12 protein-coding genes and 1 pseudogene are annotated in these 16,535 nt (G+C 45.6%); 3 read left to right on the top strand and 10 right to left on the bottom strand.

Features of this window, described 5'->3' with window-relative positions:
• Positions 1-70: 70 nt before the first annotated feature.
• The 3 genes from QUB13_RS23255 to psbZ form a co-directional block, all read right to left on the bottom strand.
• Positions 71-694: a Uma2 family endonuclease gene (locus QUB13_RS23255; protein WP_333385381.1), complete on the bottom strand. Its 624-nt coding sequence runs from the start codon at positions 692-694 to the stop codon at positions 71-73.
• Positions 695-1,120: 426 nt separating this feature from the next.
• Positions 1,121-1,705, bottom strand: a complete 585-nt coding sequence (gene ribH / locus QUB13_RS23250; protein ID WP_333385377.1) for a 6,7-dimethyl-8-ribityllumazine synthase — start codon at positions 1,703-1,705, stop codon at positions 1,121-1,123.
• A 220-nt stretch (positions 1,706-1,925) separates the two neighbouring features.
• Entirely contained in the window at positions 1,926-2,117 is a 192-nt protein-coding gene (gene psbZ, locus QUB13_RS23245) for a photosystem II reaction center protein PsbZ (protein ID WP_333091190.1), read from the bottom strand.
• A 559-nt stretch (positions 2,118-2,676) separates the two neighbouring features.
• Here psbZ and QUB13_RS23240 point away from each other — a divergent pair.
• Together QUB13_RS23240 and QUB13_RS23235 are read left to right on the top strand one after the other, a co-directional pair.
• Positions 2,677-5,559 (top strand): CBS domain-containing protein, encoded by a 2,883-nt coding sequence (locus tag QUB13_RS23240; protein ID WP_333385374.1) that lies wholly within the window; start codon positions 2,677-2,679, stop codon positions 5,557-5,559.
• Positions 5,560-5,675: 116 nt separating this feature from the next.
• Positions 5,676-6,395 (top strand): annotated as a pseudogene (locus QUB13_RS23235) (IS1 family transposase).
• A 109-nt stretch (positions 6,396-6,504) separates the two neighbouring features.
• Here QUB13_RS23235 and QUB13_RS23230 read toward each other — a convergent pair.
• The 7 genes from QUB13_RS23230 to QUB13_RS23200 form a co-directional block, all read right to left on the bottom strand.
• Entirely contained in the window at positions 6,505-7,632 is a 1,128-nt protein-coding gene (locus QUB13_RS23230; RefSeq protein ID WP_333385370.1) for a glycosyltransferase family 4 protein, read from the bottom strand.
• Positions 7,633-8,129: 497 nt separating this feature from the next.
• Complete coding sequence (locus QUB13_RS23225; protein WP_333385367.1) at positions 8,130-9,338, bottom strand: DegT/DnrJ/EryC1/StrS family aminotransferase; 1,209 nt, start codon at positions 9,336-9,338, stop codon at positions 8,130-8,132.
• Between the two features lie 615 nt (positions 9,339-9,953).
• Positions 9,954-10,529: an alpha/beta hydrolase gene (locus tag QUB13_RS23220; RefSeq protein WP_333385364.1), complete on the bottom strand. Its 576-nt coding sequence runs from the start codon at positions 10,527-10,529 to the stop codon at positions 9,954-9,956.
• Between the two features lie 449 nt (positions 10,530-10,978).
• Positions 10,979-11,287 carry a DUF3493 domain-containing protein gene (locus QUB13_RS23215; protein ID WP_194010016.1) on the bottom strand — a complete coding sequence of 103 codons (309 nt, stop codon included), beginning with the start codon at positions 11,285-11,287 and terminating at the stop codon, positions 10,979-10,981.
• Positions 11,288-11,489: 202 nt separating this feature from the next.
• Complete coding sequence (locus QUB13_RS23210) at positions 11,490-12,722, bottom strand: DUF445 domain-containing protein (protein ID WP_333385361.1); 1,233 nt, start codon at positions 12,720-12,722, stop codon at positions 11,490-11,492.
• Between the two features lie 143 nt (positions 12,723-12,865).
• Positions 12,866-13,567, bottom strand: a complete 702-nt coding sequence (gene ubiE, locus QUB13_RS23205) for a bifunctional demethylmenaquinone methyltransferase/2-methoxy-6-polyprenyl-1,4-benzoquinol methylase UbiE (RefSeq protein WP_194066205.1) — start codon at positions 13,565-13,567, stop codon at positions 12,866-12,868.
• A 337-nt stretch (positions 13,568-13,904) separates the two neighbouring features.
• Positions 13,905-14,849, bottom strand: coding sequence for a response regulator (locus QUB13_RS23200; protein ID WP_194066203.1), 945 nt, complete (start codon positions 14,847-14,849; stop codon positions 13,905-13,907).
• A gap of 156 nt (positions 14,850-15,005) precedes the next feature.
• Between QUB13_RS23200 and QUB13_RS23195 the strand changes: the two genes are divergently transcribed.
• On the top strand, positions 15,006-16,100 hold the full coding sequence (locus tag QUB13_RS23195) for a RuBisCO accumulation factor 1 (protein ID WP_333385358.1): 1,095 nt from the start codon (positions 15,006-15,008) through the stop codon (positions 16,098-16,100).
• Positions 16,101-16,535: the final 435 nt, after the last annotated feature.

Here is a 16,535-nt window from a genome sequence, read left to right as displayed (position 1 = left end):
CGACTGTTGTCGTGTCCGTATGCGATCGTCACATAGAAGATCGATCGCCCGCAAGCATAATTTCGACTCGCTAGTTCGGCAAGCCAGCGACAAAAATCTGGTCGGCCGTCAACCTCAACTCTGGAAAAGCCAGCGACTCAACTATGTCATCTCCCCCAAACTGGTTGATTTGATATTCCCCGTCAACCAACTGGTAAACCGAGATAGTAGGTTGTTTCGGATTGCCAATGAAGCGTCTGCCGCCCAAAGCAGCATAATCTACAACCCAATATTCCGGGATACCCAGTCTTTCATAATCAGCTACTTTAACCAGGTAATCATCTTGCCAGTTCGTACTGACTACTTCTACAGCCAGTCGCACCGAAGACCCCATCGTGATGATAGATTCTTTTTTCCAGCGCGGCTCGTTTGCAAGTGCGGTTCTGTCTAGGACTATTACGTCTGGCTGATAACCTGCTTCGTCACGGGAAAGCTTGAGTAAGCAGTCACCTGGAATTGAGTAGGGTAATTCACGACGGTCAATTTCAACCGCTAGTTTTGAGGTTATAAAACCCGTAACTTCCGAATGGTCGCCGGTTCCTAAAGGCATTTCAACAATTACTCCATTGTGTAATTCGTACTTATGGACAGAGTTCTCTGGATACCAAGCAACGAACTCATCAAACGTGATTGTTTTGGATATGGTTTGGATCATGTTGTGGTTTCCTCTGTCTGGTGATTAGTATGCGGAAAGCTCAAATATTACACAAGGACTTAGGACAACGTTGTTCGTAATCCTTGACATAGGAAGTGAAGTTTGGTATGATCTCGCGTCCATAATATCAAAATACCGATCGCGCCGATCGACCGAATCAGAAATCAGTATCTAGGCGATGAAGTAATTGTTAGTGTTGCGCTATTTTCAACAACCTTTTATCGGGCCACACAAGGCGATTTTTTTTGCCAGGTGTCGGTTTTATTGTCTGGAGAAACCGGGTTTCTGTAGATTTCTCGTAACTGGCGATTAAACTCCAAGAAACCCGGTTTCTAGGCGCGGCGGTAGTCTGAAGAAACCGGGTTTCTGCCTTAATTTCTCGTAACTGGCGACAAAACTCCAAGAAACCCGGTTTCTGCGGCGAAACTACACCGTTTGATTCGAGGATACATCAGGGGCGATCGCCCGATTAGCCTCACCCGAAATCACTGAAGCAGACGCAGCAGCCAATTGGCCGTAAGAATTTGCGCCCAAACCATTAACTTGACGCATCAAACTGCCCATTTCCAGAGCACTCATCCCATAATTCCAGCCCAAATTGCTCTTAATTCCCGCCCTTTCCAAAGCTTGCTGCATCGTGTCTGTCGTCACCACCCCAAAAATCACCGGCACACCTGTTTGAAAAGCAGCCGCAGCAATTCCCTTAGAAACCTCACCAGCTACAAAATCGAAATGCGGAGTTTGGCCGCGAATCACCGCACCCAGACAGATTACGGCATCGTAGCGACGAGAAAGAGCAGCTTGGCGGGCCACCAAAGGAATTTCAAAACATCCCGGAACCCAATAAAAATCTACTTGATCCCCATGAGGATCAATATTAACCCCGTGGCGCTTCAAACAATCTTGACATCCTTCCAAAAGTTTGCCGACAACCAAATCGTTAAAACGACCGATGACAATAGCAAAGCGCAAAGATTCTGTTTGAGTAAAAGTTCCCTCGAAAACTGTCATATTTGTAGATTTTAGATTTTAGATTTTAGATTTTTTTAGACCTGAAGGCAAAAGTTATACAACAGAAACATCTCATCTTAATCTCAAGTTTAAAAACATACATAATCCAGCGTTCGGTCATTGTTTTAGATTTTTCCGAACGCCGGATACCTTCAAGATTCTGATAAATGCCTTCTATCTTATACCTTTTACCTTCTTTTTTCGATCGCTTCGGACGATATTAAACCACCAAAAAGTTCAAAACGCCCACTGCAATAACCAGCAAAAACCACAGACCAGAACCTGCATAAATCAGAGTTTTAGACTGATTCCAGTTTTGGGGAGTTGCATAGGCAACCGGCACGCCAACTACCATCACAAAAGATAGCAGTACCAAAGCCAGTAAAACCAATTGAAACAGAATTGATAACATTTTTTCTCCTGTCGATATAGCCGTGCGTTGTTGACAAATAGTTGCCCATAATCTGGATAAACATTCCAGATTATAGTTTCTGATTCCGCCCAAAACGGGTATCGTACCCCGACACTTTTGAGTGGATATCTCAAGATTTCAGATAAAAATTTAAGCTCGCAGATTTATCCGTGGAGTAAATCTAAAATCTAAAATCTAAAATCTAAAATCGAATGACAGTATCCTGATGGTCGATCGAGAAATTGTCGGTTGAGTCAGCGACTCTTGAGATTTTGACTAATTTTATCATTGTTCGCTACTCCACAGAAAACTGGAAAGGTTAAGTTACAGTCCCAGGCGGTGTCAACAACTAGGCCAAACCCGCATTCGGAGAGGGACTGAAGTCCCTGTCTCAAAGCTGAAGTCCTCGGTCGAGGACTTTCGCTATAAGAGGGGGACTTCAATTCCTGGCGGCTTTTCGGGCTAAGCTGAAACCAAGAGTGAAAGCCCGATCGCCCGATCGCGTATCAGAGCGCGAGAAATTGCTACTCTGGGAGTGAGAGAAGGGGGATTTTCGGCTATGGACTTAGTTTTGTGCCACACAACGGCAGATTTTGACAGCTTGGGCGCGGCGGTGGGACTTTGCGTGCTGCACCCAGGTACCAGAATTGTGCTGACGGGGGGGTGTCACCCGACAGTGCGGGATTTTTTGGCGCTACACCGCGACGAGTATCCGCTGATCGAACGCCGATCGGTCAATCCGTCACAAATTCGATCGATTAGTATAGTAGACTCCTCCCAGCGCGATCGTTTGGGAAAAGCCGCCGAATGGCTAGACTTGCCACATATCAAGCAAATAGCCGTTTTCGACCACCACCTGCAAGCCGATTTAGACATACCCGCCACACTCACCCAGATAGAAGCAGTCGGAGCAACCACTACATTAATTGTCGAACAACTGCGGGAAAAGCTCAATAATTCAACAGAAAACGGGGACACAGCATCCCGCCTGCTACCTTCAGAAGCCACAGTCATGGCCCTGGGTATCCACGTCGATACGGGTTCCCTAACCTTTGAGGGCGCAACGGCGCGAGATGCAATGGCTTTGGCGTGGTTGATGGAACAGGGAGCGAGTTTGGGGGTCATCGCTGAGTATGTAGAACCCGGTTTGTCTCCTCAATTGCAGGATTTGCTGCAAGAATCGCTCAAGAATTTGCGATCGGAAACCTTGCACGGTTGTACAGTAGCTTGGGTGCTGCTATCTACTGACAACTATGTTCCCGGACTTTCTTCCCTAGCTTCCCGCTTGCTCGATTTGACTGAAACCGATGCTCTACTTTTAGGCAATGTTTATAACCTTAGCGAAAACGACAGCAACCGCAACATCGCTGAACCGACAGTTTCCAACCGCTTAGCTATTATCGGTCGATCGCGCATCGAAGGCACAAACCTCAGCGAACTGTTCAAACCTTTCGGCGGCGGAGGCCACGCCAGCGCCGCATCCCTCGCCACCCGCGATGTTGACCCCATGCTGATTTTAAATCAGTTAGCTGATGAATTAAAAGCTCAAATTCCCCACCCTCCCACCGCCCGCGAGTTAATGTCCTCTCCAGTGCGGAGCATTCGCCCGGAAACCTCCGTGGGAGAAGCTCACCGCATCCTCCTACGTTACGGGCATTCTGGGCTGCCTGTGGTCGATGCGGGCGATCGGCTGACGGGCATTATTTCCCGCCGTGACATTGATATTGCCCTGCACCACGGTTTCAGCCACGCCCCGGCTAAGGGTTACATGACTCCGCAGCTAAAAACCATCGCCCCTGATACCTTGCTGCCAGAAATTGAAGCTTTAATGGTGACATACGATATCGGGCGTTTGCCAGTATTGGAAAACGGCGAACTCCTGGGAATTGTGACTCGCACCGACGTATTGCGGGAATTGCACCAACAAAAAACGCGAGACAGGGGGAATAATATTGAATTATCCTATTGTCCCTTGCCCGAGTCCGTTGAACAGTTGTTGCGATCGGGCATTAGTCCAGAATTATGGCAGTTATTGTCGATCGCAGCCAATATTGCCAGAGAGCGCGGGTGGCAACTTTATATTGTCGGCGGAGCAGTGCGGGATTTACTCTTAGCAACGGACGATAAATTGGCGCTAACAGACATTGATTTGGTAGTCGATGGAAACCGCAGCGCCGACGATTCCGGTGCCGGTGTCGAGTTAGCTTCATCCCTGCAAAAACTATACCCAGACTCGCGTTTGGACGTTCACGGTGATTTTAAAACCGCCGCGCTATTGTGGCACAAAGACTCTGTTTTCGGCTCCCTGTGGCTGGATATCGCTACGGCTCGTACTGAATTTTATCCTTATCCGGCTGCAAATCCTGAAGTTGAAGCTAGTTCGATCCGTCAAGATTTGTACCGCAGGGATTTTACAATTAATGCGCTGGCTGTGCGGTTGGGAGAGCCTCGTAGTGGCGAATTGTTAGATTTTTTTGGCGGTTTAGTAGACTTAAAAGCGCGCCAAATTCGAGTTTTGCACGCTAACAGTTTTATTGAAGATCCGACGCGAATTTATCGGGCTGTGAGGTTTGCGGTGCGGTTGGGATTTGCGATCGAGCCGCAAACTGAAGAATACATCCGCCACGCTACCGAAAGCGGGATTTATTACCGCATTCAAGGGGAAAGCGGCCGAACTCCGGCTTTGGAAACTCGCCTCAAAAGTGAATTGAGGTACATTCTGCAAGCTCCTTACTGGAAGCTTGCTCTGCAAATGTTGGGAGATTTGCAGGCTTTGCGCTGTATTCATCCTACTTTGGAGTTGGATCGAAATTTGTGGCGGCGGCTGCGTTTGCTCGATCGATGTTTGAATGGAAGGAAGAAGGAAGAGGGAAGAAGGAAGAAGGAAGAGGGAAGAGGGAAGAAGGAAGAGGGAAGAGGGAAGAAGGAAGAAGAGGGAAGAGACAATTCCCCATTCCCCATTCCCCATTCCCCATTCCCCATTATCAATATTCCTGATTGGCTGATGCGGCTCGAAGTGTCGATCGCTTATTTAGCACCAGAATATCGGGGTAAAGTAGCTGCAAATCTTCTGTTACCTGCAGACAGTATCAAACGGCTGGAACTTTTAGAAGCTACAAATCAGGAATTAGCAGAAAATTTGCCGAAGTGCAAGTTACCGAGTCAATTGGTGCTGCTGCTGAGGAATTATGAGTTGCCGGTGTTAATTGCGATCGCCCTCCAAAGTTCTCGCAGTATCCGCCGTCAGATTTTGGAATATCTCACCAAATGGGCGAATGTCGAGCCGCCTTTAAACGGTAACGACTTGAAGGCTTTGGGTTACAAGCCCGGGCCAGCATTTAAACGGATGTTAGATGACTTGTTGGCGGCTTTGTTGGATGGCCATTTGGGCGATCGGGCTAGTGCGATCGTTTTTTTAGCACAACATTATCCTCAAACTTAGGGGGCGTTGCTGAGTTATATCAAATCCTCTCTTCATCAAAATAGTAAATTCACTGTTGACTGTTGACTGTTGACTGTTAACATCATGAGGAGTGCAACCGGAATTGATATTAGAGTATGAATAGGAGGCATAATTTATGCAACGCCAGCGAATGTACATCAACTCATATCCGTAAAAATGGCAAGAAAAAAGGAAAACAGAACCACATTTGTGTCCAATGTTGTCGTCAATTCATCAATGAGTATGCCCAGCGAGGTCAAGCGCTAAACCATCAAACGTGATTGCCTAAAAATGTACGTTAATGGTATAGGTTTACGGGCGATAGAACGAGTTAAGAAAGTTCATAATACCACGGTAATAAATTGGGTAAAACAAGTCGGGAAACTGTTACCAGATGTTTATGACCCGGAAGTAATTCCAGAAGTTGGTGAACTCGATGAATTACAAAATTATGTAAAAAACAGACAAAATCTGGCTTTGGACAGCGGTTGACCACTTTAGTCCAGGAATTTTAGGATTGGTATTAGGGGATCGTAGCACTAAGACATTTGAAGCATTATGGGACAAAGTAAGTGCATGGAAATGCTATTTTTATGTAACTGATGGATGGTCTATATATCCCATGTTTATTCCTGATGGAGATCGGATTGTTAGCAAGACTTATCTGACACTCCTTAGAAGGGTAAAATACAATACTAAGACATTATTTAGCTAGGCTACATCCCCAGACTCTTTGTTATTCTAAATGTGAGCAAATGCTCAAGCATTCTATTAAGTTATTAATACATTACTTGAAATTTGACGATATTCCCATGACCGGGGCATTCATACCTTGATTCAGCAACGCCAAAAAGCTAGGTTAGTGCCACTTTCAAATTCGGAGTAATTGCAGGGGACAGTATTTCTGTTACATCAGATTTATCTAAAGGGAACCCAGGTAAAGAGTTATTTGATTTTCATTTTTTGCAGAATCTGCTCTTTGCGCCTAGCAGCAACTTGGGGCCAAGTCAAATCCAAAGCTCGCTTGCGGGCGGAGGCTCCCATCTGAGCGCGCAAATCAGGAGAATTAGATAATTTTCGCAGTCCCTCCACCCAGGCATCCGTATCGTAGGGATCGAGAATTATGCCGTCAATACCATCACGCACCACACCGCCTCCTCCCATCGGCGAAGTAAGAATGGGCAAACCATGACCCATTGCTTCATAGATGACGAGTGCGCTACCTTCCTCAAGACTGGGAAAGGCAAAAAAGTCAGCTTTGCGATAGGCAAAACTGTAGTCAACAGCATAATCAAATTGAACTACATCAGGACGTTTCAGCCAATGACTGCAAGTTTGAGCGATCGCAGGCTCCATCGCTCCAAAAATTGTCAGCGTTCCCTTAATCCCAGCTAGCTCCCAAGCCTTCAAAAGCAAATGAACCCCTTTGCGGACGCAGGCAAAACCTAGGAAAAGGACGTTAACTTCATCCTGCGGCGGTTTTTGAGATTGATAATTGGGGAAACGATCGGGCCACCAACCTTCTGTCGTTAAAAGTAGTTTCTCTTCAGGAACCCCGACTTCTTGAAACGATTTTGCTACTATCGGACTAGGACAAAACAGAAAATCAATTAGCTTGAGTTTTTCCTTTTCATCCTGAATATTTTCTGGAGTAACGTTGTGTTGAGGTTCCAATCCCAAGCGAGAGTAAGCATCGTCAAGGATTCTCTTAGATTCGCCTTGATAACTATTAACTCGCTCCAAAACAATTGGCTTGTTCTGGTTGTTAACCCTCTTTACAAAATCTAATGATATACCAGGCCACAAGTATGCCAGATCAAAATCTTTGAAATCTTTGAGAAAACGCTTCTCTGTCTTGATTATGGGAAGACTAGGGCTGCTGTAATATAGTTTTTTCAGAAATGACGGAATTGCTTCCACTACATTGGGGCCGCGACATTCGCGATCGCAACTCGGGACAACCATGCGAGCCTTCAATTCAGGGCCTTGCCATTCTTTGCACACTGAAAAAAATACGTCGCTAATTCCTCGGTTTCGGGAATGTATTGGGAATAAAGCACTCAATTTTAACATATTAATCAGCAATATTACTCAACGAATCAGGATAATGAAGTATAGCTATTCTCACATAAGCTATTTTGTATTTAAATTGGATATTCGGAACGGTTTCGCGTACCCATCATACAATATATTGATGGATTTTTGATGCACAATTTAAATGTATAACAGCTTAGATTCACAAATGACTGTAAATAAAGTTATTAGACGCTGCCCATTGCTATACAACAACTCTAAAGATGGATCAAACCCAACAAACTACCTCATTTTTAACTCGAAAGCCTATAGTTCAACCAATTCAAGCTAAAAAGCGATCTCCCTCCCAGATACCCGATGTTTTTAACTACCGCCGGGATCTGGGTATTCTGTTTTTTCGGTAGGTTTACAGACCAATTACGAATTACAAAGAAAGCTAATCATGTAAATGCAGCCTGATTTGAGAGCGGGAGTCAAGAGTCAGGAGTAGGATGTTCAATTCTTAAGGAGAGAATCAATCATCCTATCTCAGGACTTTAGCCGACAGTTGCTAAAACAGGATTTTTAGCTTTGCCCAGGGCTAAACATTTTTTAACACCAGCAATTACATCTTCCACATCTGCATCTGTTAATTTAGCTGAAATCGGCAAGCTAACTGTATGCCGCCCAATGTAGCTAGCATTCGGATAGTCTGCAGTCTGCCATCCAAACATTTTTTGATAGATAGGATGTTCTGGCATACTCATGTAATGTACGCCGACACCAATATTTTCAGCATTAATAGCGTTGAGAAACTCGTCGCGGCTGATTCCTGTTTTCGCTTCATCTACCAGAATTGTGTACAGGTGATAAGCGTGAATCGTATCCGGTTCTGGGTTCGCCGGTACAGTAATCGGCAAATCCGCAAATGCTTCATTGTAGCGCTGCCAAATCTGCTCCCGCCGCTGCCAATAAGGGGTGACTCGTTTTAATTGATGAATGCCGATCGCAGCTTGCAGATCCATCATATTGTATTTAAAGCCGACTTCCACCACTTCGTAGTGCTTGTAACCCGAGTCGCTGAAGCGCTTCCAAGCATCTTTGCTCATACCGTGCAGCGCTAAAATGTTGAGCCTGTCAGAGTCTGCTTGAGCGCGAGCCACAATCATACCTCCTTCGCCCGTCGTGATGTTTTTGGTGACATAAAAGCTGAAACATCCGAAGTCGCCAAAAGTGCCTGCTTTCCGTCCCTTGTACTGTGTTTCGATCGCGTGAGCGCAGTCTTCAATCAACTTCAAATTGTGACGGCTAGCAATGGAACAAAGCGCATCCATATCGCAGGGACGACCGGCGAAGTGAACTGGTAAAATTGCCTTAGTTTTGGGAGTTATTTTAGCTTTGACTTGAGCCGGGTCAATATTCATTGTCACCGGATCTACATCCGCCAGTACCGGTGTTGCTCCGGCGTGAATAATCGCATTAACTGTAGCGCAAAAAGTCATTGGAGTAGTAATCACTTCATCCCCTGGTTTCAAGCCAGCAGCGAGGACGCTCAAGTGCAGTCCCGCCGTACAGGAATTAACCGCAACCGCGTACTGGGAACCCTTGTAAGCATTGAATTCGTCTTGAAAAAGCCTGACTTTCGGGCCGGTACCCAACCAACCTGTTTTCATGGTTGCCACCACTTCTTGAATTTCAGCATCTTCGATCGCCGGAGCGCCGAAAACCAAGAAACGGTCTTTTGGACGAATAGGATTGTTTTTCATGTTGCTAGTTTTAGCCAGTATATAGAGTCGATGGAATGAAAGTGTACTACCCTGAAATTACGATTTTATTTGGATGTGAGGTGCTGTTAATTAATCCAGTCTCTCACCCTTTGCGTTTTTAACTTTTTTTTGTCAAAAGTTTTGGGGAATGCGTTGCGTAATGTTATCTGTGATAGCACTAGCTTACTAATGACTGGTCATTTTTTTTGCAAGCGCCTGATTCTGACAGCATTTCCATATCTTAAAACACATAATCTGTAATGTCCAGCAGATCGTATTTCTATTTATGGAAGATACAGAAGCTCTCAGCCGCATTTTTTGCTCAAAACACCCCAAAAAGAAACATCATTCTCAACTTTTATTAACTGTATAACATCTATCCAGGGATAGATTTAAGAGCAAAATTATACCATGTGAGATTTGCTGCTTTTCGATATGAGATTTGGGACTAACTGATTCCCGTTGGGTTGGGAGCTTGTCTACCGCTGCATTCTTGTTTTAGACTGGTGTTAAAATCAGGAAATTTTGCAAAAATAAAATGTGAGTCTGGTGTAATTTATGCAGGTTCCGAAAAATTGTACGATCGCACAAATCAACGCTCCTTGACACAATCCCCTACAATCTAGGCAGACGAATCTTGTTCAAAATGTCTTGCAGCCGTTCCGAAACGCCGCCCAATTGTTCTGACAAAGCCACAAGTTTGCCGTAAGCTTCAACTAAACGATCGCCCTCAACATAAACTTCAGCAGCCGGATAATTCCTCATTGCTTCCAGCAGCGTAATCTCGTTATCATTAGTTGCAGACAGCACCAAAGCCGATCTCAAAGCTTCTCGATTTGCATTCCCAGAAGGAGTCCGAATTACCTGACCCACTTCATCGAGAATAATTTCCCCAACCTTGCTGTGAAGCGTCCCATCCAAAAACCTTTGATTGACTTTAACCGGTCTGGTAAGATTTCTGCGAACCGCTTCCGGGTCTTGTTTTGCCTGGGACAACAGCATTTCTAACCCGGGCGACATTTTCCCAGTTCCTGCAAAAACTTCTAATTCGCTGACTGGTAAAGTCATTCGGATCACACTGTATTTGAGCACTACCTTTTCGGCCGCCGCCGCCGCACTGCTGTAAAATACAACTCCCGCACCGGCAGCTAAAAATAGCGTCCACCGCACTTTGCAAAATGACCTGCTCATAGTAAAATCTCCCAACAACTTTTTCTAATCAAAAGTTTGACACACATCTGATTAGATTTTAGATTTTAGATTTGGGGATTGGGGATTGGGGATGACTGACGATAAGCAGGATTTGCAGCTTTCCTGCTATTGCATTATTTTTTGGGAACTGTGCTTGGCTGTGCGCGCGCCCTACTGCCCCAAATGCCAAACGCCAGCTCTTCTATAAATGAAGGCTGGCGCTGGGCTGAAATTTGTTTTATATGTTTAGGGTCTTTATCAAAGCTGACCCCAATTGAATGAAGTAAAAGCGGCTTATGATTAGGATCTTTAAATGTGCTGATCCCAATTGAACCCACCCTTTAATCATGACAGGGATCGATCGCAAACCAGGATTTCGTAATAATTTCTTTATTATTCTAACTTTTCTTTACCTCAAATATATTTTTGTGTCGATTGGTAAATTTTTGTTACTTTGACTTCGGGGATCGGGCTTCGGCGCGCTGCTCCAGGCGAAACAAAAACACCATCAGAGCCACGACTCCGACTTGGAGGGCAAAATTTGGCAAAGCAGAGCCTATTTCCCGGCCAGAGGCAATTTGAGCGAGGAAAACCAGACCGCCGATAAAGCCCGAAGCGCCACAAGCTACGTAGACCAACTGTCGCAGAGGCCGGTAGGGAGTGGCTATTTCTGCGGTTAAACGCTCGTATTGTTGGCGGCTGAGGTTGCGGGGGTTTTTTGGGGTATAGGGGCGATCGTCCGAATTGGGAAGTGGCATAGATTTAGGAAATAAGTAAATTAGGGATTGGGTCAAAAATAACCGATCGAGCAACCGCAGATGAAAGGCAGATGCAACACAGACAAACGCAGATAATTGGATGCTGAGGAAAGCGTAGGAATTCAATGCAATTCTACTGTGCGTGCCAATTCTGCACTCGATATCATATTACAACTAAATATCTCACAACTGCCGAGAGAAATCATCGCTGCAGCAAAAGTATGACTGTCTGCAAACAGCCCACAAAAACACCTAAAATGCCTCCTAAATTTACAATTCCCTGCAACTCGCTTTTGACAATTCCCTGAATTGCTAGCTCTAATTCTTCGGGAGAAGTACCTTTTACTCGATCGACAATCACCTGGTCGATATTTAAAATTGGGATAGCCTGAGCTACAATTTTTTCTAAATCCCGCTCTAAATAACGATCTAAAACCAAAGCTAGTTCTTTGCTGACAATTTCAAGCGAAGCGCTCATTACCGCTGAAGTTTGCAATCGATTCAGAATCAACCGCGCAATATTTTCCCAGTCAATAGATTTGCTCAACCCATCAAGTACCTCTGTACCCCGCTGTTGAACGTAGGTACGAACGCTGTCGCGCATTGTTTTTCGCAACTGTCTTACAGTGGAAACCGGTAAGTTTTGCATTGACAAATTTTGCAGCCATTCCTGAAGTCGCCCGCGAATTCCCAAAGAAACTGTTAACTCTGCTAACCGCTTATTTGTTGCTTCTCTGTCGTCGAGACAAAAAGTCCGCAGCCGAGTTAAAGTGTTCCGCAAACCAAACAAATTGGCGACAACCCAATAAGTGCCGCTGGTTTTTTCTCGAAACCCTTCATCGATAATCGAAATATTGCGATCGGTCAAAAAGTCAATTAAAGCCTGCCGCAGCACTTCCGGCGGTATTACTACCTGCAACAGCCAATCAGCCAACTGAGCCGCCTGAGCTTCTGTTAGCTGAATTTCTAGCAAAACTTGGTCAAAAATTTGATTTAGCTGAGCTTCTAAAAAATCTTCCCGGCGCGCCAAAACTTTGAGAATTCGCGGCACAGATTCTCCCAGCAAATCTCGCAGAATGTTAGCGAGAATTTTAGATGTTTTTTGTTCTGCATCTGCTTTTACCTGATCCAGCGCCAACTGCAGCAGCCAGAGAATTATCGACTGCATCCGCTCGGTTTGCAAAAGGCGGCGCGCCAAATTTTGCAATTCTTGTGGTGTCAGCAGCGAACCCATAATTGTGTCAGAAATCCGCTTGGCCAAGCGTTCTTGGTTGCGCGGGATCAAGCCGGGAGTGAAAGGCAATTGCCGCCCTTTGATATAAATAGCTCGATAGGGGCGAAACAGCATTTTGATGGCTATGTCGTTAGTAAAATAGCCAATAATGCCTCCCACTACAGGCGGAGCAAACAACAGCCAAATGTCAGACTGGTTCATCAATAATTGGGAATTGGGAATTAGTCAGTAGTTATTAGTCAGTAGTCAGTAGTCGGTAGTCAGTAGTCAGTAGTTATTAGTTATTAGTCAACAGTCAACAGTCAACAGTCAACAGTTAACAGTTAACAGTTAACAGTCAACAGTCAACTGACTAATACCAATACTCCCATCATAGCTCCAGCAATGGGATAGTGGGTGGCCCGGGCAAATCCGGCTTCGCGGGCGATCGCGACTTGCTGCTGACCGATCGGGAATTTTTCTAAACTAGGATTAATGTAGGCATATTCTTGAGTCATCCCAAATTGCTGAGCAATTGGCACCACGAGACTGTCGAGATAAAACTGCTGAAAGCTCCGCATGAGGGAATTACTGGGGCGGTGGAGGTCAAGAATCGCCGCTTTTGCGCCCGGTTTGAGCACGCGGTGCAATTCTTGAAGGCTGCGGGGGATGTCCGTCACGTTACGCAAGCCGTAACCCATTGTGGCGCAGTCAAAGTAATTGTCGGTAAAAGGCAAGTCTAGGGCGTCAGCTTCTATCCAGGTAATGGGACTTGTCTGGGTAAGCAAAGGTCGATCGCGCAAAGCCGCAACAGCCAATTGTTCGGCGGAAAAATCTACTCCAAACACACAGCCGGTAGGCCCTGCTTGTTTGGCCAGCAGCAAAGCTAAATCCCCGCTACCGCAGCACAAGTCCAAACAAGTATTTCCCGGGCCCGCACTGCTCCAATTCACCGCCATTTGCTTCCAAATCCGGTGCTGCCCCAAGCTCAACCAGTCGTTCATTTGGTTGTAAACTGGTGCAATTCGGTTAAAGATATTTTTAATTTGTTCGGCGTTATTAGTCATTGGTTATTAGTCATTGGTTATTAGTCATTGGTTATTTTTTGTTTGTTATTGGTTGTTTGTTATTGGTTGTTTGTTATTGGTTGTTTGTTATTGGTTGTTTGTTACTTGGGAATTGGGAATTGGGAATTGGAAATTGGGAATTGGGAATTGGGAATTGGTGATTAGTAAGTGGTAATTGGTAGCAACTAACCAATAACCAATGACTAATGACTGATGACTAATGACCAATTCCCAATTTCCAATGACTAATGACTAATGACTAATGACTAATGACTAATGACTCAATGACTAATAACCAATAACCAATAACCAATAACCAATAACCAATGACCAATGACTAACCACCTTGAAAACTCGTCAGTACCAAAGCAACTTCTTGAGCGGCGAGGTGAACTGTTGTGAGTTCGTCGGGACGCAGGGAACAAGGTTGCTTCCACTGGAGGGACATCAGGGCGAGCGATCGACCTTTGTGAATCACCGGCACGATCAAGTGAGCTTGAACGCCAGATTTTTGATAGTGCGGCAGACTAGCTAGGGCTGCGTCGCTGGCAATATTCACAGCACCCTGAATAGTTTGAGAGGAAATTGCCTCTCCAACCAGAGGGTCATCAGCCAGCCAATTTTCCACAGTTTGTCCACTGGTGTGAGTGCCTTGGACTGGCATTAAAACATTTTCTTCCAACATTTGCAAAATGCAAACATCCGCCAAAAAATTATCGCTAACAGCAGTAGCCATTGGTTCTAAACTAAGTTCCAAATTCGGATAATCCACAGCCGCCTGCATGATTGTTGCTAACAGTTGTATTTGATTTTGGGCGCGGTGCAATTCCTCAGTCCGCTGCTTGAGAACTTCATAAGTCTCGGCAGCTTTTTGCACCACCATTTTCAATTCGTTAGGGTCCCAAGGCTTGGTGATATACTTGTAAACCTGTCCAGAGTTAATTGCATCCACTAAGTCTTCAATGTCCGTAAAACCCGTCAAGATAATTCTGACGGTATTCGGAAACTGGGGTACGGTCTTGCTGAGAAACTCTGTTCCCTTCATTTCAGGCATCCGCTGGTCGGAAATGATGACGGCGACCTCGCCCTCGATACCGAGGACTTCCAAGGCGCGAATCCCGCTATCAGCTTTGAGTACGTTAAAATCTCGTCGGAAAGTGCGGTAGAGTAAATCCAGATTGTCTGGTTCATCGTCTACTACCAACATTTTGGGTTTTTTCGGTCGGTGTAGGGTCATGAGCTGGCGTTTAATTTGATCGAGCTCTGGAATGGCATTATCCATAACAATACGATAAACTCCCCTTGGTAAATTTAGGCGAGCAACTATTCTGTAACAATAGTCTCATACTTCCCTTACTATCAATCGATCGCTCTGCCGCGACACGATGCTTGCTGATATCGAATCACACATAAATTAGCACTGGTTTTTGATTAAATTATGACTGATACACCTCAAGATTCCTTGCCTTCTGCACCTGCACCCTCCACTAATGCTGTGGATGTCGAAAAGTTAATTCGATCGCTCCGCCGCAAGGAAGGCACTTGGGTAGAGTGGGGACAAGCCTGCACCGCCTTGCAGCAAGCAGGCTGGAGCTCTCAGAAGGTTTTTGAAGCAACTGGTTTTGAGCCAATTCAGCAAAATCAAGTCAGCGTCGCAGCCCAAGTTTACACCAGCATGGTCAACGCTGGCGGTTCGGAAGAAGTTCGATCACACTTTCTACGCAAAGGAAGTGATATTTTATACGAATTTCGGATTTTGTCTCAGACAGAGCGAGCCGGAGCAGCAGCTTTGATCCTAGCCCACAATTTGGATGTTGACGATGCTCGTCAAGTTGCCAAAGCCATGAAGGAGTTTTCGCACTTCGGGAGTCTCCCGCAGGGGTTCACAGACACTCCAGGGGATGCTGTAGCCTACCAGTGCTGGCAGTTGGCGAGACAGAAAAGCGATTTGCAAGAGCGATCGCGCTTAATTGCTCGCGGCTTAAAATTAGCTAGCAGCCAAACAGCTAGGGGGCAAATCGAGCAATTGCTCGTAGATTTTACCGTAGTTCCGAGACGCGAAGCGCCCCGCTTACCCACCTACAGAGTCGATTCTGAGGAACAACTACCCCGGATTGTCCCGGTTGCCGGCAAATTGCCGCTTACTGCGTCAGATTTGATAGCAGTGCCTTTACCGGAGGAAATCGAGCCGTTCCGAATGGTAAAATTTGCCGGAGCCGGAGCTTGGGTGGCGATTCCCGGATGGCAGGTAATTTTGAAAGCCGAAGATCCAGTGGCGATTTTGGAAATGAGCGATCGATTGCCGGTACCGCTGCAAGGTAAAGTTGAAGAAGTTTTGATTATTGCCGATCGGGCCCAAAGACAGTGGGATGCTGAGAGTTATTTCCTCACCGACAACGCAGGCAATTTAGAATTGCAATGGTTTGAAACATCCCCGCAGTTGTCGATTTTGGGACGAGTCGTGCTCGTGATGAGACCGAAGAAGATTCTGGATGAAGATTATACCAAAGATGGATGGCAAATAGACGATTAGTCAGTTGTTAGTTGTCAGTTGTCAGTTGTTAGTTGTCAGTTGTTAGTTGTTAGTTGTTAGTTGGTAGTTGGTAGTTGGTAGTTGTTAGTTGGTAGGGGCGGTGCCCCGTGCCCGCCCTCAGTTGTTAGTTGTCATTAGTAGCAGTAGGGTGTGTCGCTTGCAGACGATATTTGGAGCCAATCGGCAATCTCCGCGCGACGCACCTTCTACCATTGGCGATTTTAAATTAGGAAGGATATCAAGTCCGATCTATCGCAATATTTCGGCGTTTGGTGCGTCGCTACCCGATTGTCGATTTGTTCCAAATCTGGTCTGCAAACGACACACCCTACAAACTTCTTCCATCTTCCTGATGACATTGTACGGAAAGCTCGGAGGCGACAGCACTAATGACTAATGACAACTAACAAATAACAACTAACAACTAACAAATAA

Source organism: Microcoleus sp. B4-D4, assembly GCF_036705185.1.
Lineage (GTDB): Bacteria > Cyanobacteriota > Cyanobacteriia > Cyanobacteriales > Microcoleaceae > Microcoleus.
The sequence above is the reverse complement of the archived record's forward strand: the minus strand, read 5'-3'. Positions and strand labels throughout refer to the sequence as shown.

Coding starts and splice junctions, on each gene's coding strand:
- QUB13_RS23255 (WP_333385381.1), bottom strand. CDS start 694: ATGATCCAAACCATATCCAAAACAATCACGTTTGATGAGTTCGTTGCT.
- ribH (WP_333385377.1), bottom strand. CDS start 1,705: ATGACAGTTTTCGAGGGAACTTTTACTCAAACAGAATCTTTGCGCTTT.
- psbZ (WP_333091190.1), bottom strand. CDS start 2,117: ATGTTATCAATTCTGTTTCAATTGGTTTTACTGGCTTTGGTACTGCTA.
- QUB13_RS23240 (WP_333385374.1), top strand. CDS start 2,677: ATGGACTTAGTTTTGTGCCACACAACGGCAGATTTTGACAGCTTGGGC.
- QUB13_RS23230 (WP_333385370.1), bottom strand. CDS start 7,632: ATGTTAAAATTGAGTGCTTTATTCCCAATACATTCCCGAAACCGAGGA.
- QUB13_RS23225 (WP_333385367.1), bottom strand. CDS start 9,338: ATGAAAAACAATCCTATTCGTCCAAAAGACCGTTTCTTGGTTTTCGGC.
- QUB13_RS23220 (WP_333385364.1), bottom strand. CDS start 10,529: ATGAGCAGGTCATTTTGCAAAGTGCGGTGGACGCTATTTTTAGCTGCC.
- QUB13_RS23215 (WP_194010016.1), bottom strand. CDS start 11,287: ATGCCACTTCCCAATTCGGACGATCGCCCCTATACCCCAAAAAACCCC.
- QUB13_RS23210 (WP_333385361.1), bottom strand. CDS start 12,722: ATGAACCAGTCTGACATTTGGCTGTTGTTTGCTCCGCCTGTAGTGGGA.
- ubiE (WP_194066205.1), bottom strand. CDS start 13,567: ATGACTAATAACGCCGAACAAATTAAAAATATCTTTAACCGAATTGCA.
- QUB13_RS23200 (WP_194066203.1), bottom strand. CDS start 14,849: ATGGATAATGCCATTCCAGAGCTCGATCAAATTAAACGCCAGCTCATG.
- QUB13_RS23195 (WP_333385358.1), top strand. CDS start 15,006: ATGACTGATACACCTCAAGATTCCTTGCCTTCTGCACCTGCACCCTCC.